Genomic DNA, 20,881 nt, shown 5'->3' with positions numbered 1-20,881 from the left:
TTAACCAAGGACCGGAGTTTTTTTATGCTGTAATCTCTACTTACTTCCGTACTTTACCGGGATTCTTTGCCATGAAATCTTTCCATCCGCTATACTTCTTCTCCGAAATCGGATTATTTGTCTGGAAATAATGACAAACAGCAGCTGCCAATCCGTCGGTTGCATCTAATTGAGGCAACATCGACTCCTGAGGGATATGCAGAAAACGTTGCAACATTCCCGCCACCTGTTCTTTGGCTGCATTTCCGTTACCGGTAATAGACATCTTGATCTTCAACGGTGCATATTCAAAGATAGGAATTTCACGTTCCAATGCAGCTGCCATAGCGACACCTTGTGCCCTTCCCAACTTCAACATACTCTGTACGTTCTTCCCGAAAAACGGTGCTTCGATTGCCAATTCGTCAGGGTGATACTGGTCGATAAGGGCCAGTACCCGTTCGAATATCTTTTTCAAACGCAAGTAATGGTCTTCGTACTTATTCAGTTGAAGAACGCCCATGGCTTCGAGCTTCGGTTTATTTCCTTCAATCTTCAGAACGCCGTATCCCATCACGATTGTTCCGGGGTCGATACCCAATATGACACGGTCTTTCGTCATGACTCCAGGTCTATTTCCTCCAATAAGGTACTGAAGCCCACCAGCTTTGCTCCGAAACGGTTCACTAGCTCCTGTTGCAGGTCACGGCCTTCGGACTGCATCCAATACTCCAGCGTTTCCGGATTCTTTACATGAAACTGAACCGAATAACTGGTTGCATCCTCCGTCTCGTCCTGTAAAATACGACGCAGATAAGGTGTCCGCAGAAACCCGCTAGCTGCCGCACGGGGTATATAACTCTTTTTCAGATACTCAATACACTCGGCAAGGATATCATTCTCTATATTAAATGTTGTATTATAAACGATCATATTCTTTTTCTCTAAATTTCTTACACAAAGATAGTGCTAATATCAGGAAAAACTCTATATTTGCACTCGAAAATAAAACAACGGGGCATTAGCTCATCTGGCTAGAGCGTTAGACTGGCAGTCTAAAGGTGATCGGTTCGAGTCCGATATGCTCCACACAAAGGCAAAGAGGTTCACTTTAGAAGTGGGTCTCTTTTTTTATTTAAAATAATTCGACCATCTCCCCTTTTTTACGTATCATATTATAAACGGACAAGAAGTATGATGAATGAAGAAGAAATACAAGTACTAATAGATAAAAGCAAAAAGCAGGACATGACCGCTTTTGCCCTATTAGTCACAGAATACCGGCAACTTGTATTCCGACTGGCATTTCGCTTACTCTGTAATGAAGAAGAGGCTAGAGACATGGTACAGGAAACATTTATAAAAGTTTGGTTGAATCTTGACAAGTATAACCGGGAATACCGCTTCTCAACCTGGCTCTATAAAATTACCGGAAACATTTGTTACGACCGCCTGCGCTTTCTGCAACATACCCCTTCGGGAAGCATGCAGGGGCCATCCGTCGACAATCTCTCCTTATCTTCTGAAGAGAACATGGAACAAAGTCTTATAAACAAAGACTTAAAGAACCTGATACTTCGGTTCACCGAGGAACTCACTCCGAAACAAAAACTGGTGTTTACCCTAAGGGAAGTCGAGGGCCTTGAAGTATCCGAAGTAGAAGCTATCACCGGTATGTCTGCCGAAAAGATCAAAAGCAATCTTTACCAGGCACGCAAACAGATACGAATGAAAATAAATCAGATGGAGAACAACCTATGAAAAGAGAAGATCAAACATACGGAAAATGGCTGGACAAACTAAAAAATACCGAACCAGTCTTGAATGCTCCGGAAGAGCTGACAAATGATATTTTGTTCAAAATAAAGACCTTACCTTCCGGAACGTCCCTTTTGAAAGAAGCAAAAGGAAAAAGTAAAACAAACAGGATATTACTATCGGTCAGCAAAATATCCGGTATTGCAGCAGCTCTCCTGCTTTGTTTTCTGATAAGCGAAACCATTTTCTTTTCACAAGACAAACAGTATCCGGAGCAATCTTATGCGAATAATGCTATCTGGCAAGGAAAAGCCTACTCCCTACCCGACAGCTGGAACCCAGAAAGTAGCTTGCTCGAAAAAAGCCGCTATCTATCCGAACAATGGAAGGAATACATAGAGGAACTATCAAAAAGAAAAGCCTCCTTCCTGTCCAAGAGAATTTCTGTAGAAACCATCATTCACTAAAACGAACAAAAGATGAAAACTAAAGGATATATATCAATCATTTCAGGACTGCTTCTTATGGCCTCCTGTTCTTCCAATCACCGGATGGTGACACATATTTATCCGAACGGACAAATTGACCGTGAAGTATATGCACACGGAGATTCCGCTTTTATGGCGGGCGACGGCTCACACTCTCCTTTCCTGTTCTCCATCCAGGACTGGCAACAGATTCCTTTGAATCCCAGCATCCCTTTTGTCATCTTAGGAAAGAAAAGCGACTCATTCGGTAAAGAGGAGCAATTGAATGTAAAAGTCAAACGCACATGGAATATATGGGATACCCCTCTCCGGCTCACTCCTGAAAAGAAATGGATGGAACCGTTAGCCGTTCCGCAGGAAAAGCTGGAAAAACATTTCAGATGGTTTTATACCTATTATACATTCACCTGCAACTACCGTCAAATTGAAGAAAGAGGCCCCATCCCCCTTGAACATTACCTGAGTAAACAAGAACAAGAACTGCTCTTTCAAGGTGACCTGACTCAAGTCAGGGGAATGAACGGACTTGAGCTAAACGATAAGCTGAATGACTTGACAGATCGTTTCGTGAAATGGTATAATGAGAGTTTGTTTGAAATCCGCCTTGAAACTATTGAGGAATGGGAAGCTAAGTCCGGTAATAAAACCTTTATCTCAAAGCTGAAGGCAGACAAAGATGCCATCAAAAAATCAGCCATGAGTAAAGGAGAAGATACAGACCTTGACTCGATAGATATGTATCGGCTACTCGACACTTTCTACCAGACGGACCATTTCACCACTGCATATCAGCAGAAAGACAAAGATCAGATAAACCGGTTATTTGAAGAGAAATGCCGTCCGATAGAATTATTCAACCACCAGATAAAATACGAACTCAATATGCCGGGCCAGTTGATAACAACCAATACCACCCTACATGAAGGAGAAACTCCTTATTGGAAGATAGACGCCTACCGGCTGTTACCTGGTGATTATACTTTGGAAGCCCGATCGCGTGTACCTAATATCTGGGCATTTATTGTCACGGGACTACTTGGGATACTGGCTGTCTGTGGAATGATATATGGCAGAAAACAAAAAGAAAGGTGATCTTTATTGTTACTAAATACATTTATGAATAAAGATTTTATGTAAGTTTGCAGACAGAAAAAGGACAGATATCAGGATTAATCTAATTGAGTATTTTGGAAAAACAAATGCAAGATAATGAGCCACAGCTTATCCTGTCATTGAAAAACGGCTCTTACAAAGCTTTTGAGAGGATATATCAGATGTACGCAAAACGTTTATTTGCGTATAGCCTGCAATTCACAAAATCTCAGGAAGAATCAGAAGAAATTGTACAGGATGTATTTATGAGACTCTGGACAAACCGGGCGAAAATACGGCAGGAAGATACACTACGTTCTCTTCTTTTCATTATGACAAAACATTATCTCATCAATGCATTCCGTACTAAAATCAATCAACCGGAATATGAAGAGTATATTCAGTACGTAAATGAACACTCGGTAGATGATGCCTCATACCAGCTAGAATATCAGGAATTTGTAACAAAATTCCGTGCCATATTGAAAACATTGCCTGAAACACAACAAAGAGTAATTACCTTGTCTAAAATAGAACAGTTCTCAAATAAAGAAATAGCAGACAAACTATCTCTGAGTGAACAAACGGTAAAAAACCAGCTTTCCCTCGGACTTAAAACCCTTAAAGAGAAATTGGGAAGCCATGGAATATACCTTATGTTATTATTTATTAATTAAATTGGTTTAACTAGTACAAATCAGATAATTGTTTGTCTTAACATACAGATAGAATGAATAACTTGATAAAGAAATATAGAATAAATAAATTGAGTCCTGAAGATCTGTCGGAACTTAAAAAAAGTACCAATGCGATGGATAATCAGGACCTGGAGAGACTGATCCTTGACGACTGGCTACATGAGGAGATCGATACTTCTTCTGTGGATGACAAACTGTTGCAGAAAATAAAAGGTAAAATCGATCGGGAAGTTACCCCCCAAAGTAATCGTTTTTCCCTGATTCTTCGCTGGACACAATTGGCAGCAGCTGTCTTATTACCAGTCTTTGTAATACTAAGTTTCTACTTGTATCATGAAAATACGACTTTATTATCTAATGAGATTGTAGTGGAAACGGGACAGGGTGAACGTGCCAGTGTTACACTGCCGGACGGAAGTATAGCTTCCCTCAATTCAGAATCCAGACTCGTCTATCTTCCTAAAGATTACAATAAAAAAGAACGAAATATTCACTTTGGAGGAGAAGGTTATTTTCAAGTCAAGCATAATATGGATATACCTTTCTTTATTAATGCACAAGGACTTCAGGTAAAAGTGCTGGGTACTAAATTCAACCTGTTGGTAAGAAAAACAGACCGGACAGCCGAATTAGCCTTGGAAGAAGGGCGTGTTTCATTGCTGTCTACCCACACAAACAAACAGGTCATCTTAAATAAGAACCAAAAGGCGATTCTGGATTATGCCACCGGAAATATAACAGTCGTATATGACGAACATATAAAGGACATATCAGCCTGGAGGCGTGGTGACATGGTATTCCGCAACACACCCCTGTCGCAGGTTATTCGTACTATTGAAGTAAATTATAATGTACGTATAAAAATAGAAAGCGAAGACTATCTCAACGATCCCTTCACCAGCACTCTGCCTGTCACCAATCTGAATGAAGTACTTGAAGTGCTTGAACGCTCATATCACTTAAGAGCTGTTATCAACGGTAAAGAAATCTATCTGAAATAAAATCTGAAATCATTTAAGTCAATATCGAACCGCTTTCTAAAAGGAAGCGGTTTTTTTAATACCCGGACATTCATTATATGTTCTTTAGCATATATTTTCTTCGGTACTAAATGAAACAGACCTTGTCATTACTATTGATAACGATTCTTTAGGAACCATTAAGTTTAATTCTAAAAACTATTAAAATGAACAAACATTTAAGATTAAGGATGTTAACCTTGTTTTCGTTACTATTCTTTTTTTCTGTTTCTCTCTTTGCACAAGAAAAGCTAGTAACGATACATTTGGAAAATGTTTCTCTAAGAGAAATATTCTCTGCTATTGAAAAGCAAACTACTTATCGCTTTTCTTATCGAAACGTGGTGATAGATGCAACAAAAGACATCACCATTTCCCAAACAAAAGTTCCTGTATCTTCCGTACTCAACGAAGCATTAGCAGGAAAAAACCTGGAGTACAATATTGTTTCTTCCAAATCCATTGTTATTTCCGACAGACCTAAGAAAACAGCCTCCGACCAGAAAGAAATTTCCGGTATTATTAAAGATAGCAACGGAGAACCGGTTACCGGCGCTACGATCATAGAAAAAGGAACGAGCAATGGAGCCATATCCGATATGGATGGGCACTTCTCTCTCAACATTGCAGAGAACGGAATACTACAGATTTCCTATGTTGGTTATGTAGAGCAAACAATCCCTACTAACAACCAAACCATCTTTAACATCATCCTGAAAGAAGATTCCCGATTGCTGGACGAAGTCGTTGTAGTCGGATATGGTAGCATGAAAAAGAAAGATTTAACCGGAGCTATCACCCACGTGGATGCACAAAAACTAGTCAATGAAAGGCCTACTACAGTACAGGATATTCTCCGAGGCACCGCCCCAGGCTTAATCGTAGAGCCTTCATCCAGTGACGCTAAAGAAGGTCCCGGCTTTCTTATCCGAGGGAAACGTTCTCTAAAAGGAGGAACTTCACCGCTAATTGTCTTAAACGGAGTGCCATTCAACGGAGACCTTTCAGAAATCAATCCTATGGATATTGAATCTGTAGATGTCTTAAAGGATGCTTCATCAGCCGCTATTTACGGAGCGAAATCGGCCAACGGGGTTGTTATCATAACAACCAAGAAAGGTAGAGGAGAAAAACCTACTGTACAGTTTGACGGAAGTGTTGGATTTGCGACAATGGGAGTTAGCCGTAAATATTACGAACCCGATGAATATCTGCAATATCGGTCGGATTATGCAACCAGCAGTAACGGATTCGAGAATAAAGGATACTACAGCAAACCGACAGCAGAAAATCTGAAGAAATATAACTTAACCGAAGAACAATGGCGTAACCATGATGCTATTGGTCAGGGTTCTACAAATATGGAAGATGTATGGTTGCAACGTATTGGCTTAGGGGATGTTGAACGTCGTAATTATTTTGCCAATACTCCATATGACTGGTATGACGCAACCTGGCAGACAGGATTACGACAAAACTACAATGTCAGTCTTTCCGGACAAACATCTCGCGTAAACTATTACTGGTCATTAGGCTACCAGGATAACGAAGGTAATCAGGTAGGAGACCGATTCAAAAACTATAGAACAAACTTACGTATAGATGCTAAAGCGACCGACTTTCTGGAAGTAGGAGCAAATCTGATTTTACAGAGTCGCGATGAGGGATACCAAAAAGTAGACTGGGAAGAAATGTGTAAAAACTCTCCTTATTCTACCCCTTATTATGAAGATGGCTCCCTGAATCCCTGGCCTATGGGAGAAGGCCACCAGGCACCTGGCACAAATAGTTTCTATAACTTATCCATGTCATCCAAAAGTGCAGGAACACAGACTGTCAATAGTAATTTCTTTGCAAAACTTACTTTGCCGTTCAATATCACTTATCAATTTACTTTTGCCCCCCGCTATAGCTGGGCACAAGACAGAAACTGGAGTAGTTCTGAAAGTGTTTTCGATACTACACACGGCTCTGCTACCAGAGCTAGTTCACGTTCTATTGTTTGGACATTAGATAACATAATAAAATGGAACTATACATTTGCTCAAAAGCATTTAGTCGATGTAACATTGTTACAAAGTGCAGAGCAAAGTCAGTACTGGAGCGAATCTATGACCGGAAAACAATTCTCTCCCACCGATATATTGGAATGGCATAATATGCAAAGCGCAAATGAAAAGACATTCAGTTCAAACGATGAAAAATACACAGGAGATGCCCTGATGGCACGTTTGTTCTACTCTTATGATAATCGTTATATGCTTACCGCTTCCGTACGCCGGGATGGATTTTCAGCCTTCGGACGTTCCAATCCACGTGCAACTTTCCCTTCATTAGCTCTGGCCTGGAATTTTTCTAATGAAAGCTTTTTTAATTGGGATCCTATGAGCAATGGTAAACTTCGTATTTCCTGGGGTAAAAACGGTAACCGCGATATTGGTATTTATCAGGCATTATCCCAGCTGACAACCGGTAGCGGTATCAGTAAATACTCATATGCCACTTCTGCCGGAACATTATATGAACTTTCAACTCTACAAATTGAGCGTATGGCCAATAATGATTTAAAATGGGAAAGTACAGCATCATGGAACGTCGGACTCGATTTCGGGTTCCTCAATAACCGTATCAACGGAAGTCTGGAATGGTATTATATGCCGACGACAGACTTATTGATGGACCGTACACTCCCCAATATCAGCGGTTATAGCTCTGTCGTAACAAATTTAGGAAAGGTCGTAAACAGTGGTTTTGAAATATCATTACATTCAGTGAATATTGATAATGAAAATTTCAGTTGGAACACTGCTTTTAATTTATCTCACAATAAAAACCGCATTAAACATTTATATTATACTTATGAAGACGTCTTAGATCAAAATGGAAATATAGTCGGTTCAAAAGAAGTTGATGATATAAACAAAAGCTGGTTTATCGACAAGCCCATGGGGACTATCTGGGATATTGAAATGATAGGAATCTGGCAGGAAAATGAAGCGGAAGAAGCCGCCAAATATGGACAAAAACCAGGCGATGCCAAGGCACGGGATGTAAATAATGACTACCGGATATCTCAGGATGATAATGTATTTTTAGGACAAACAGATCCGAAAGTCAGATTATCTCTCAGAAATGATTTCGTCTTGTTTAAAGACTTCGACATATCTTTCAACCTGTACTCTTATCTGGGACACAAAGCTGCAACAACGGATTATTTAAACTATTTTGATTTTAAAGGAGATTATTTGAATGCTCCGGTACGGAATTATTGGACCCCTGAAAATCAGTCCAACTCTTACGCACGTCTGAAGTCTACACTTCCTTCAAATGTCTCCCCTAAAAAAATAATCAGCAGAGACTTTATCCGTCTGGAAAATATATCTGTCGGATATAGAGTTCCGAAAAAAATAACAACTTTATTACGCACCCAGGATATCAGGGTATATGCAACGATCCGTAACGTAGCGATATGGGCATTCTCGAAAGAATGGTCAAAAGCCAATTATTGGGATGTTGAAACAACAGGCTCTATGCCCCGGACATATACATTAGGTGCAAGTATAACATTTTAATCCATTTTATTATGAAAAATAATCTATTCAAATCAGTTTCTCTTACGCTCGTTTTATCGACATTAGCTTCTTGTTCCGAAAGTTGGCTGGATCCGGAACCTCTGTCTTTTTATGAGCCTAATATTACATTTTCAACAGTCGAAGGTCTTGAAGGTGCATTAACCCGTTGCAGAAGTGATATGCTTTATTATTTTCTGGGTTCCAATGGAACTGCCGTATCAACCGAATTAATTTTCTCTGATGTAGCAGTATCTGCAATCTCAGATTTAAGTGGTTCACAAAATTTTACTTCAGATATTACTCCAACATCTAACAATCTTTTTATTGGAACCAACCTGTCCAATGCATTTTGGACTAGTGGAGTATCCGGAAGCAGTTTTGCCAATGCAGTCATATCACGTCTTCCCGAACTGGATTTGGACGAGACTACTAAAAACCAGATGCTTTCCAGAGCTTATTTTCACCGTGCATGGCGTTACTATCATCTTACTTTCCAGTTTGGAGACATTCCTCTGGTAACGAAAGAAATAACCACTCCCAAACTGGATTTCCGTTCAGTAAAGATGGAAGTGATTATTGAGAAAATGATCAAAGATTTGGAATTTGCGGTAGAAAACATCCCGGAAAGGGACGATTGGGGAAAAGAGAACAAAGGAACCTGTCTGATGTTGCTCACTAAGTATTACCTGGCCGCAGGCGAATTTGAGAAAGCTCTTAATGCCGCAAACACACTGATAAATAATTGTGGTTATGAATTGATGGAAGAACCTTTTGGTACATTTGAAAATCCTTATCCGGACGTTCGTCCGATGACACGGAATGTCTTATGGGATTTGCACAGACCTGTCAATAAATCTATTTCGGCCAATAAAGAAAGTATTATGACCATCATCAGCCGTTATGAGAATCAGGACAGTAGGGTTCCTACAATGTTTTTATACAACTTCACCCCATTCTGGAGTATGACAGATGTTAACAGGGGTATTTTAACTCCAAGTAAGCAAAATATCGGAATAGGCCGACAAGCCGGCACAGCCGAGTTTATGGCACAATATCCTGATTATATAGACCAAAGAGCAGTATGCGGACGAGGTGAATGTTTCATAAGACCAACTTACTTTGCTGAAAAAAGTATGTGGACAGACGAGAATGACCTTCGACATGACAGGAAAACAGGAAACTGGATGGCTATGGAGGATTTGAAGTATAACAACGTAAATCTGTTGGGTACTGATGATGAAAAATATTATTTGAAACCTCTTCAGAAATATGCAGATGACGGAACATTATTGTGTAAAGACACTATACGCTGCTGGTACGGTTATCCTTATTACAAATTATGGGTAGATGATGTTGACCGGGATGTTGCCAATGGATATAAAGGTGTCGATTATCAGGGAGGCCCCGGCGATATGTACCTATACAGGTTAGCCGAAGCATACTTATTGAGAGCCGAAGCATACTATTGGCTGAACGATTATGCAAAAGCAGCAGAAGATGTGAACAGGATCAGAAAACGTGCTCATTGTACTACATTCTTTAGTGCAGCCGATATGAACGGCCTGGATGGTCTGGATGTCATCATGGACGAAAGAGCCCGCGAATTGATGTATGAAGAATTCCGCCATGTGGAACTGGTACGTGTTTCATATATTAAGGCAAATAAAGAAGGAACATACCAGTCTCCCAAAAGCCTGGCTGACGAAAGCAGTAACAGTTACTGGTGGCACCGTATCGTAAAATATAATAATTACTATAACAAAGGTGTTACCACATTGCACGGCGATGAATACAAAATTGGAAAACACAATATATTCTGGCCTATTACACAAGGAAATATTGATCCTAATTTATATGGTCGCATAAACCAGAATTACGGATACGCCGGTTATGAGAAAAATGAACCGCCTATCAGTTCTCTTGAAGAATTAGAAGCATCCGGTCAGTAAAACTCATCGTATGAAATATAGTGCTCACTACAACTCAGTGGGCACTATTTGATAATAATCAATCTTACTCCCGAATCAAAAGGAAATACATCCATGAATATATTAAAGAAAAACACGTTCCTGGTTACAACATGCAGCTTATTGATTTCTTCGATGGCAGTAGCTCAGGACAAAGGAGAAAAAGACATTCAGCCTGAATGGTTAAAAAAATACAGTGACAAGGAAATTTATAACATGTTTGAAAATCCGCCCATGTTCTATGCCCCTCATACCTTTTGGTTTTGGGACGATGTGATCAGAGACGAACAAACGGCAGCCTCAATGGCCAAAGAGATGGCTAAACAAAAATTAAATCCCGGATATGCACATCCCCGCTCCGGATTTGATAACGCGGTAACAGCGCTTCCTGTCGAACAATACCTTGCCGAACCCTGGTTCAATAGCTTTAGTAACGCACTGCAAAACGCAAAGGATAACGGATTAACACTCGGATACTGTGATGATTATAACTGGCCAAGCGGCCAAGTAGCAGGTAAGGTTCTGCAAAAACACCCGGAACTGGAAGCAACTTATCTTGCTCCAAAACGTTACTATGTAAAAGGGGAAACAGAGGTAAAATACGACTCGATAAACTTCGCTGTTGCCGGAAAAATGGTTAACGACCAACTCGACGCCTCATCACTACGGATTATCGGTGAAGGAAGTAATATCAAATGGACAGCTCCTTCGGGGGACTGGATGATCTACACATACACAATAAAAAAACATCCGGGGATTGATGGCGGAAAGGTAAATTATCTGGACCCGAAATTAATGGAAGTATTTATTCCTTTAGTCCATGAACAATACGACAAACATTTCAAAAAGGACATGGGGCATAGCATTCCAGGAGTCTTCGTTGATAATGAAGGCGATTACGGATGGAAAATGGCCTGGTCCGAACATTTGGCAATCCAGTATCGGAAGAAAAAGAAACGTGATATAAGAACATGGTTGCCTTTATTAACCGAAAAAGACAAAGACGGCTTGTTTGTAGTGGCCCGATGTGACTGGTTCGACGTCGTATCGGATGTATATAATGAATGTTATTTCGAACCATTGGTTAAATGGCTGAAAGAACGTAATATGTATTATATTTCCAATTTGTGGGAAGAGTCATTACAACTCCAGACAATCGCTGTCGGTGATTTAATGAAAACAACACGCTGTGTAACAATGCCCGGTAACGACTGCCTGGAAATGAAATCTCAGGATGTACATGATTTCAAAGAAATACAATCCGTTGCAGAATTTGAAGACCGCCCTTTCATGAGCGAAATCATGGGAGTGGCCGGATGGATACAATCTCCGGAAATGATGAAAATGACAATAAATTCCGTTACTTCATTCGGGGTTAATCATGTTGTTCCTCATGGTATTTACATGAACAGGCAATTGGAAACAGTACCTTTTCCCAGTGACTGGTTCACTGAAAATCCCTATTGGAACTATTTACACCAATGGACTGATTTTGCCAGACGTGCCGCCTTCATTACCCGGCAAAGCAGCCTGGTGGCAGATGTTTTGCTAGTCCACCCTGTTGAAACCGCCTGGTCTTTTTCAGAAAACTATTTTTCGGAAGAAAAAGGTGTACAGAATGCACCGTGGGATCCTCGTGTAGTTGAAACGGATCAGGTCTATTCGGATGCCATGAGAAAGATGAATCAGGAAAATATTGACTTCTTGATAGCCGACAAACATTACTTATCGAAAAGTACAATACAAAAATCCGGTAAAAGTACAACAATAACGATCAATAATCATGATTTTAAAGCAATCGTACTTCCGGTGACTTATATTATTCCTCAGTCATCATTCAAAAAAATCGTTGAATTCGCCAAACAGGGAGGGGTAGTTGTTTTATTGGGTGAATTACCTCAGGGTTCTCCCGAAAAAGGATTGAACGATAAAACAATTATAGCCTTGGCAAAAACATTAAAACAGTTTCCGAGCGTTATCAATTTAGCATCCGATAAAGACAAAATGGAAGCTATGATCACGGTCTTAAACGAAAATATGGCACCTCAGATACGTCTTGAAAACTCCGGTAGATTATATACGGCTCAAAGAAAGGCCGGTAATACCAATTTATACTGGTTTGCAAACAATACCGATACATTAAAACATTTCACCGCATGGCTCAGAGATGGAAAAGGCGTTGCTGAGATATGGGATTGTGAGACAGGTCAGAAAAAGATTATTCCATCGACAACAGAGAACGGATATCAGAAAGTATCCCTGACATTGAATCCGTTTGAAGCTTATTGGCTGGCCTTTAATCCGGATAAAACAAATTCAACAGAAGTGAAACCGGATATCACCACCAAAGAAAGAATAATCGATACCACATGGGAAATTAGCTATCCAAATGAAAACACTATTTATAAAACAACGGCAAAAGTATTATATTCAGATAGCCGGTTGAAAGAAAATGAGTTTTTGCGATTAGGATATGATGACTCGAACTGGAAATATTATTCCCGCCAAGACGAAAATAATATTAAAAGCATTTATGGCTATTGGAGAATGAATATTCCGGTAGGTGCAAAATCAGTTGTAGTTCCATCCTATATGTTGGGTAAAGAAATCTGGCTGAATGATAAAAAGATAAAGATAACGGATTCTTTAATCAGCCTGGCTCCGAAATCAAAATTACTATCGTTTGTTATAAACCGGAAGGAAGAAAAAATAACTGTTGCTCCTTTTAAATTTACAGTTGGTACGAAAGAGAATCAAAAACTGGCTTCCTGGTACACTTATGGACTTCAGCAATATTCCGGATTTTTAGAATATGAAACTTCAATTACGATAGACGATACGTCTTCAAATGTTTTTATTGATTTAGGCGAAGTAAAATATATGGCTGAAGTTTTTGTCAATGATCAACCTGCAGGCGCCCGTTTATGGCCTCCTTTCAAATTTAATATTTCCAACACATTAAAACAGGGAGAGAATAAAATCAGGATAAAAATAGGAAACCTGATAGCCAATAAAATGTGGATGAAAGAGGATATGGGAAAACTCCGTACCTGGGGATGGAGAGGAATACCGGATTTAAACCAATGCAATGCAGGACTATTCGGACCTGTCAAATTGATTTATACAAAAAGTTATTAATTAAAATATAGGAAAAGATATAAAAACAAAAGAACTACGGTATCACAACAACACCTTAGTTCTTTTGTTTTATTTAAATTAATCCAGGAACAGTGCCGAACAAGCAGCATTTGCCCCCCGCACCTGACAAATACGGACACGTACCGGTTGATTGACTTCAAATGTCACATAACGTCCCATTCCGTAATTGCGGACCATATGGACCGGAGATAAAATACGTTTATTCTGTAAATCAAACAGTTCGATCGCGCTCCGCCGTCCGTTATAATCCCAATCCACAAAATAAAGAGATATTTTATACGGTTTATCGTGCCGGTAATCCACATCTATTGTTATCGTCTGACGGCAAACCTGCGGATCAAAGGTCGTTATAGCTCCTAAACTACGGCTTTCATCATTTTCAATATTGGAGACCAATGCCCGTTTGTCAGAAGCCGTATTCATATAGTTAGAGTTTTCTTCTCGCTGGCAAATGATACTTTGACATTGCTTCGGCAGCTTAGTCCGGTGTGCACCTTCCCCGTCGTAATTGAACAAAATATATCCTTTCGAACCATATACTCCTTTCCAGTTACCCTGAGTCAAAGTATCTTCCTTTACCGTCGAAGCCGGATAACAGTACTTGAGATCTTCTTCAACCACCGGGCTTTCAGCAGGACGGTCATAAGAAAAGCTGAATGTATGCGATCCTTCATTCAAAACAGGCAAATAAACGTGAGTGGCGTTCTTCTTTTCCGGCAGTATCGTTTGTCCGTCCATTTTGATTTCTATATTTGCAGCTCCCATAAGAGGTATAGCCAAGCGCCCTGTTGTTCCGGCAGGAACAGACAAAGAACCTTTTCCTTCCTTTACATCCATATAAACCTTTATTTTCCCATGAGGAGTAGGAACAGCCCCGTCAATACGGGTCAATCCGGTAGTCAGATGGGGACAAACGGTAAAAGTTTTAAATCCCGGAACCTCCGGTTTTACACCTAAAACCTCTTCACTCAACCATTTCGCTACACCGGCACTCCAGGGATGAGTAAAACTGGTATATCCGCACTGATTATTGACCGGAGCATCATTATCCGCCAGTTTACAGAGATTCCACGAAGGACGGAATACTTCAAAAAATGTTGTCGCTCCATAACGTAACTGTCCTCCCCAGCAATCATCGATCGTATTCATCGCTTCTCCATAACGCCCCAAACGAGCCAGTGCATTAATTACAAAATACTGGTTGAAAGGAGAATAGGAAACACGCTGCAAGCGATCGCCAAAAACATTATTCCATAAAGAAGCGACCTCCTCAGGAGAAACGACACCGGCATTCACAGCATCAGAAGCGGCAAATATATCCAATCCTTCCTGCCAGTCCGGACTACACTGCAATTGCTGTTGCTTTTCATCGGCATACGTTTCATATTTCCGGGACAGATCCTGCCGGCCACAATCAGTCATCGCCTTTGCAAACCTCTTCCAGGTCTGAATAGATAACATTTTATATGCCGTATGTGTCTCTTTACAGTTCGGATTCTCAAAACCAGCCCCTAACCGTTCGTCCCATCCGTAAAAAGAGACCGAAGGACTTTGTTCATAATGCTGATAAGCGATATCCAGTTTATTGCAGGCATTATTACATAAAGAATCCAAAAGAGACTGATCTCCGGTATACTGGTAATAATCCAGTAAGCTCTGTACCCAATAAAGAGAATAACTCAGGATACCATTAAACTGTTCCGCCGTATAAAGAATGTTCTTACGGACAAAATCATAATTACCAAAAGCGACAAGAGCGGCAGCCTGTGAAGTGTGTGCATCACCGGTCCACGAATGACGGTCACTCCGTTCCATCAGAATGGCACCGAAATAATCTTTCAGCAAATTGAGCCGGACAGTATAGGCGGCAGTGTACCAGATACGGTTCAACTGTTCGTCGTTACTGTTGAAACTACCTTCATAATTAGTCGGTTTCGTCTGGCAGACCAACCGGACATTCCGTATCCTGAATTTCCTAGACACGTCTTTCAAATGTATCCAGGCAAAACGTACACCTTCATACAATTGTTTATTCAACTCTAAACGATACGTTTTACCATATTGCTCAGGCACAGCCGTCTTTACCGGATGCTCGGAACCCAGATTGAAAACAGCCGGTTCATTGAACTCGCTGATACTGCATTCGACAGTAGCCGGCATATCATCACATTCAAACTCCAGCCAACCGGCATTGACCTGACCGAAATCAAACATGATATTACATGCCCCGGTAATTGTTAAGTCTGAATTACCTTTTACCGTCATATTCATCGGTTCATCACATGTAACAGAAACCGGTTTCCGTGTATACACCTCCAGATCATCGTCGGCATCCGGACTTTTCCACCGGTAATTGACCAATGGGTCCGGCGAGCAAGTGATCTTCTCTCCTGTCGGAACACCCTTCAAAGGAGGATACGGCGACTTCTTCAAGTCTTTTCCTCCCGGACTAGCGACCAGTACGAACAACGGTGTCAGTAATAATATTTTCGTAAACAGAATCAAGTTTTTAGACATAACTACAATTTTAACTTATAAATAACTATTTAACGCAATCCGAAGATAGTACAATCATAACAAATATGGATCTCTTGCCATTGTAATATGATTTATATATATTTGTACAAAGTTCATTGCATCTGAATATGAAAAACAAAAATCTTTTCAAATACCTCGTCAGTAGCGAAAGAGATTTACTCTGGGGATTGATCGTTGACAATGTAGGTCAGGCAGAAATCGGCAAAGACTATAAAATCTATCCGCCCAAAGTAGGACATCCCACAGATTATTACTTTACCCCCCAAAACGGACGTATACTCGATAATTACCAGCTCATTTATATTTCTAAAGGGAAAGGGACTTACTTCACTTCTCCCGATGAAAGTATTCCGATAACAGCCGGAGATATGCTGATAATCCCCCCCTATACATGGCATAGCTACTATCCGGACAAAAAAACCGGATGGCAGGAATACTGGATAGGCATGCGTGGTCCTCATCTGGATGCAAGGTTCAAAAACGGCTTCTTCGGAACAAACCGGTTAGTTTATAAAGTCGGGTTACGCGAAGATATCATCCAGTTATTCAACCAGGCTATAGATTTCGCTTTCTCCGAGCAAGTCACCTACCAGCAAACACTGGCCGGGATTGGCAACCTCATCCTGGGAATGGCTATCTATTATGACTGCAACCAACATTTCACAAATGATGTCGTTATCCAGCAAATCAACCAGGCCCGTATAATCATGAGGGAAAATTTCCTTACAGGAATATCCCCTAAAGATGTCGCTCAACAGATCAATATGGGATACTCCTGGTTCCGGAAACTATTCAAAGAATATACGAATGTCTCGCCGGCTCGTTTTATATTAGAATTAAAACTACAGAAAGCCAAAAGCCTCCTGCTCAATTCCTCCCTGAGTGTCAAAGAGATATCCTATATGGTCGGCTATGAAGATGCAACTTATTTTACCGCACTTTTCAAAAAATATACCGGATTCACTCCTTTAGCTTACAGGGAACAGCTTTCTTCAAACCAACTACAGCATGTTTCCGATTCAGAAAATGACGGGAAGACAGCTCTTTAAACACCGTATCAGACCTTATAACAAAACTTATTCTTACTTGTATGTTTTCACCGTATCTATCATTGCCAGAATATTTTCCACCGGCGTTCCGGCCTGTGCATTATGACATGAACAACAGATATAACCACCGTCTTTGCCTAACGTTTCAAGGCATTTCCGGGTTTCATCGACCACTTCACCGACTGTCCCCATCGGTAAGATGCGTTGGTTCTCGACTCCCCCGTGAAAAATAAGATCTTTTCCGTATTGCTGTTTCAGATTGGCCCTGTCCATCCCCGGGCAAACATGCTGTATCGGATTCAGGATATCGATGCCGCACTCGATCAATCCCGGTACCAAAGGAAGGACTGCACCATCCGTATGATACAATACCTTCTTTCCATAACTATGGATAAGGTCGCACCAGTTCTTCAGTCTGTGCTTAAAATGCGTTTCCCACGAATCCAGGGAAATCAGCATACTATCCTGCATTCCCATATCATCACTGATAAATACAATATCGAGCTCGTCGTTCAATTCAGTCAGCATCCGTTCCAGCATGACGGTTTGAATGGCGTCGATACGCTCTACCGTCGCATCCAGGAAATCCGGATTTGCCAACGTATCCATCAGGGCATTTTCCAATCCGCGCATCTGGCAATAAATCTCAAAATGAGATATCCAGGGACCTATCGTTGCGAAATTCCAGGAACGTGCTTCTTTTGCCAATGCCTTCGCTCCTGCATAATCAAATTTATCCGGGTCAGGCCAGGAGTGATAACCAGCCAGCTGGGAGGGATCCATATAATCGGCAATCGGCGGATCGATATATTCCTGGTAAGTTGCCAGGCCAGCCTTTACCATCCGGGTAGGAACACCCCACATCGTTATCTCCCCGCTATCGTTCGGATCGAAGAAACGTCCTCCGTAACCGGGAAATATCCAGACGATTTTATCTATTCCCAACTTATTATAAACAGCCATTTCATCTTGCAATGAAGTATATTTCCGGAGTGAATCGAGTACTTCGGGTGTACACCAGAGGTCGACGGGCGGACGATCGACCGGCTGACGGTTTATTGTTGCCCAAATACGTTCTTGGGGAGTCATATTATCCATATCTGTTAACAGTTTATTTATTGCTTGTTCAATGTTGATTATTCTTATTTTTTACTTTCCGGTAAATACAGGTGAGATTGTTGCAGATATCACAGGAATAACTACTTTTCCGCACATTCCTGCCGATGCCGATAATACCGCTTACCGATTTGATCGGAACCATCAGGCAACTGGCTGAAAGTGAGATCTCACATGTATGAGCCGGTACTAATGAGAAAAGCTGCTTCTGATCGTCGACAGGCCAGTTACAATAACCGGGACTGTACCGATTGGTTATTTTCATTCCTTCTAGCTGTACTTGCTTCTCCAGTTCAGACTGAATAAAATCCATAGACTTTTCAACAACAACACTCCCCATCGTATCCACGATATACCCTTTCAGATACTCACCTTCTTTATTGTACTTTCCGGAATAATCCGAAAATCCCTGTCCGGCCGTACAGATAAAAACGGCGATCTTTTCTGCTCCTTCCATCAGCCGGCAGATTTTACGGGACGTTTTGATAGTCTGTCCCGCTATCCGTATCTCTCCTGTTTCCGGGAACCGTTCTATGTCCTCAAAAACGGCATAGCCTCCCCGTATATCTGAGATTGCAGAGAGTTGCCCAAAAACCTCCGTTACCTCGCACACTACCGGATTATCCGGAGAACGGTCTTCTTCGTGCAGCATTTCCAGCAGATCATCCGGAAGAATACCTGTTTCCCGGACTGTCGGACTATAATAACTAAATGCAGCCATCAAAACGTCATTTACATGCTACGATTAAAAGCTGATAAAGCATTATAATAGGCCCGGATATTTTCTTCCGGTACGCAAGGAGGCACATCACAACCGGTCGACAGTACAAAATTCGGGTACTCTGCCGTCTGTTCCAATAATAAGGTTACCTCTTTCTCGATCTCATCCGGTGACATCATACGGAGTACTCCTACCGGATCGATATTCCCCATGACCAACGTATCCCCCGGACATTGTTTCAAAACTTCCGTCATCGATATGGCATTACCGAAATGATAGGCTTTCGCTCCGGTGGATATCATGGCGTCTGTACACTGACCGGTATTACCGCAGTTATGCAGGATTACCATGAACGAATCGTCCTGTACCTTGTCGATGATATTTTTTACATATACGGAAGAGAACTGTAAACAATCTTCGTTCGATAACAATCCGGCGGCCGGTTCGGCAATTATAACCCCGGAGCATCCCGTCCGCTTCAGTTCCATACAATAATCTTCTATAAAACGGGTACATTTATCGAGCAGCAGAGCTATAGCTTCCGGTTCCAGATAACAAGCAATCATAATCTCCGACATGCCATATAATCTTCCGGCCAGAGAGAAAGGACCGATAGCCCCGGCAAACACAGGTTTATCCGTGATCATCCCGGCCGCCATTTTATTAGCCAGTATATACTCAGGTATCCTGCCGGATGACAAAGAAGGTATCTGCAATCCTTCTATACTTTCCGAATCGACCAGGCTTCCCAGAATATGCGGCATATCATTTTCAGGGAATGCGATGGAACTCCCAAACGCTTCCGCTTCTACTGTCAGGTCCATGATCACGGTAGCCGCCTTCGACGGATACTTATTGCTCAGTTCATAGATTGCCTGTGCATGTTTCTCTCCGCTCTGAACAGCATCTTTCACGGTTGCCCCTATCATCTCGATGCCGGGATGGGTCATAATCGGCACGGTACAACGTTCGCGTACATTTATAATATCACTGATCCAATTATCTACATTCATACCATTCTTTTTTATGCAACCAGCTTATCCAATATCTCAACCAATGCCTGCGGTTCGTCCGTATAATAATCAGCGCCGATCTTTTGGGCGAACTCATTGTTCAACGGTGCACCTCCCACACAGGTGATGACTTCGGGAAATTCCGACTTGATCTGCTTGTTGATTTTTTCCATATTGGCCATCGTTGTCGTCAGCAAGGCTGACATTCCAACAAATGCACCCGGATTCACCTTTATGGCATCGATAAACTTCTCGGCAGGAACATCCACGCCTAAATCTATTACCTCATATCCGTTTCCTTCGGCGATCATACTCACCAGGTTCTTCCCGATATCATGCAAATCGCCTTCCACCGTACCGATGATCAGCTTCCCTTTCCGTTTGACGGAACCATCCATAAAATACTTCTTCAGATGCGCCATCGCCCCACTCATGGCTTTGGCACTCATCAAGACCTGGGGTACGAAGACTTTGTTTTCACGGAATTTCACTCCGATACGTCCCATACCGACAATCAGCCCTTTTGAGAGGACATCCGCAGGTGCAACACCCTCTTCCAAAGCCTGTAAAGTAAGTTCGTCGGCACCCAACTGCCCTTTCATGCTTGGCGGATAGGGAGATTTTTGATTTATTTTCCCGTTCTCCACACATAATGCGATTTGTTCTAAAATGTCGTTCATAGTTTTTGTTGTTAGCATGTTCAATAATTATT

General features: G+C 41.3%; 16 protein-coding genes and 1 tRNA gene. 10 read left to right on the top strand and 7 right to left on the bottom strand.

Translation table 11 applies throughout. The features are described from left to right. Positions 1-40: 40 nt before the first annotated feature. Together ruvC and DWW91_RS05130 are read right to left on the bottom strand one after the other, a co-directional pair. A complete protein-coding gene (gene ruvC / locus DWW91_RS05135; protein WP_007657299.1) occupies positions 41-601 on the bottom strand; it encodes a crossover junction endodeoxyribonuclease RuvC in 561 nt (186 codons plus the stop codon). Further along, positions 598-912 carry a DUF4286 family protein gene (locus DWW91_RS05130; RefSeq protein WP_122327155.1) on the bottom strand — a complete coding sequence of 105 codons (315 nt, stop codon included), beginning with the start codon at positions 910-912 and terminating at the stop codon, positions 598-600. The genes ruvC and DWW91_RS05130 overlap by 4 nt, the downstream gene beginning before the upstream one ends. 82 nt (positions 913-994) lie before the next feature. Here DWW91_RS05130 and DWW91_RS05125 point away from each other — a divergent pair. The 9 genes from DWW91_RS05125 (at position 995) to DWW91_RS05085 (ending at position 13,711) form a co-directional block, all read left to right on the top strand. Further along, positions 995-1,068 (top strand) — tRNA-Ala (locus tag DWW91_RS05125). Between the two features lie 105 nt (positions 1,069-1,173). Beyond that, positions 1,174-1,740 (top strand): RNA polymerase sigma factor, encoded by a 567-nt coding sequence (locus DWW91_RS05120; RefSeq protein WP_122327154.1) that lies wholly within the window; start codon positions 1,174-1,176, stop codon positions 1,738-1,740. Further along, complete coding sequence (locus tag DWW91_RS05115; RefSeq protein WP_007654432.1) at positions 1,737-2,204, top strand: hypothetical protein; 468 nt, start codon at positions 1,737-1,739, stop codon at positions 2,202-2,204. The genes DWW91_RS05120 and DWW91_RS05115 overlap by 4 nt, the downstream gene beginning before the upstream one ends. A gap of 12 nt (positions 2,205-2,216) precedes the next feature. After that, complete coding sequence (locus DWW91_RS05110) at positions 2,217-3,317, top strand: hypothetical protein (RefSeq protein ID WP_122327153.1); 1,101 nt, start codon at positions 2,217-2,219, stop codon at positions 3,315-3,317. A 95-nt stretch (positions 3,318-3,412) separates the two neighbouring features. Further along, positions 3,413-3,994 (top strand): RNA polymerase sigma factor, encoded by a 582-nt coding sequence (locus tag DWW91_RS05105; protein ID WP_122327152.1) that lies wholly within the window; start codon positions 3,413-3,415, stop codon positions 3,992-3,994. Between the two features lie 53 nt (positions 3,995-4,047). Then, a complete protein-coding gene (locus tag DWW91_RS05100; protein ID WP_122327151.1) occupies positions 4,048-5,016 on the top strand; it encodes a FecR family protein in 969 nt (322 codons plus the stop codon). Between the two features lie 185 nt (positions 5,017-5,201). Continuing rightward, positions 5,202-8,606: a SusC/RagA family TonB-linked outer membrane protein gene (locus DWW91_RS05095; protein WP_122327150.1), complete on the top strand. Its 3,405-nt coding sequence runs from the start codon at positions 5,202-5,204 to the stop codon at positions 8,604-8,606. 11 nt (positions 8,607-8,617) lie between these two features. Beyond that, a complete protein-coding gene (locus tag DWW91_RS05090; protein WP_122327149.1) occupies positions 8,618-10,555 on the top strand; it encodes a RagB/SusD family nutrient uptake outer membrane protein in 1,938 nt (645 codons plus the stop codon). 93 nt (positions 10,556-10,648) lie between these two features. Continuing rightward, positions 10,649-13,711: a glycosyl hydrolase gene (locus tag DWW91_RS05085; protein WP_122327148.1), complete on the top strand. Its 3,063-nt coding sequence runs from the start codon at positions 10,649-10,651 to the stop codon at positions 13,709-13,711. Positions 13,712-13,789: 78 nt separating this feature from the next. Here the strand turns inward: DWW91_RS05085 and DWW91_RS05080 are convergent, their stop codons facing one another. Then, the gene (locus DWW91_RS05080) at positions 13,790-16,249 is read right to left on the bottom strand and encodes an alpha-L-rhamnosidase C-terminal domain-containing protein (RefSeq protein WP_122327147.1); all 2,460 of its coding nucleotides are present in this window, start codon (positions 16,247-16,249) and stop codon (positions 13,790-13,792) included. A 128-nt stretch (positions 16,250-16,377) separates the two neighbouring features. Between DWW91_RS05080 and DWW91_RS05075 the strand changes: the two genes are divergently transcribed. Then, positions 16,378-17,319 (top strand): AraC family transcriptional regulator, encoded by a 942-nt coding sequence (locus tag DWW91_RS05075; RefSeq protein ID WP_122327146.1) that lies wholly within the window; start codon positions 16,378-16,380, stop codon positions 17,317-17,319. A gap of 33 nt (positions 17,320-17,352) precedes the next feature. On the opposite strand, the gene DWW91_RS05070 is transcribed toward DWW91_RS05075, so the two are convergent. From DWW91_RS05070 to DWW91_RS05055, 4 genes are read right to left on the bottom strand one after another with little or no spacing between them, the layout of a single operon-like run. Continuing rightward, positions 17,353-18,417, bottom strand: coding sequence for a uroporphyrinogen decarboxylase family protein (locus tag DWW91_RS05070; RefSeq protein ID WP_122327145.1), 1,065 nt, complete (start codon positions 18,415-18,417; stop codon positions 17,353-17,355). Between the two features lie 28 nt (positions 18,418-18,445). After that, entirely contained in the window at positions 18,446-19,156 is a 711-nt protein-coding gene (locus DWW91_RS05065) for a vitamin B12 dependent-methionine synthase activation domain-containing protein (RefSeq protein WP_122327144.1), read from the bottom strand. 11 nt (positions 19,157-19,167) lie between these two features. Continuing rightward, on the bottom strand, positions 19,168-20,169 hold the full coding sequence (locus DWW91_RS05060) for a uroporphyrinogen decarboxylase family protein (RefSeq protein ID WP_122327143.1): 1,002 nt from the start codon (positions 20,167-20,169) through the stop codon (positions 19,168-19,170). A gap of 11 nt (positions 20,170-20,180) precedes the next feature. After that, positions 20,181-20,849 carry a B12-binding domain-containing protein gene (locus tag DWW91_RS05055; RefSeq protein ID WP_122327142.1) on the bottom strand — a complete coding sequence of 223 codons (669 nt, stop codon included), beginning with the start codon at positions 20,847-20,849 and terminating at the stop codon, positions 20,181-20,183. Between the last annotated feature and the right edge of the window lie 32 nt (positions 20,850-20,881).

The sequence above is a fragment of the Parabacteroides sp. AF17-3 genome (assembly GCF_003635445.1).
Lineage (GTDB): Bacteria > Bacteroidota > Bacteroidia > Bacteroidales > Tannerellaceae > Parabacteroides > Parabacteroides goldsteinii.
Note: the sequence above shows the minus strand (reverse complement) of the source record. Positions and strands in the feature narration are given on the sequence as shown.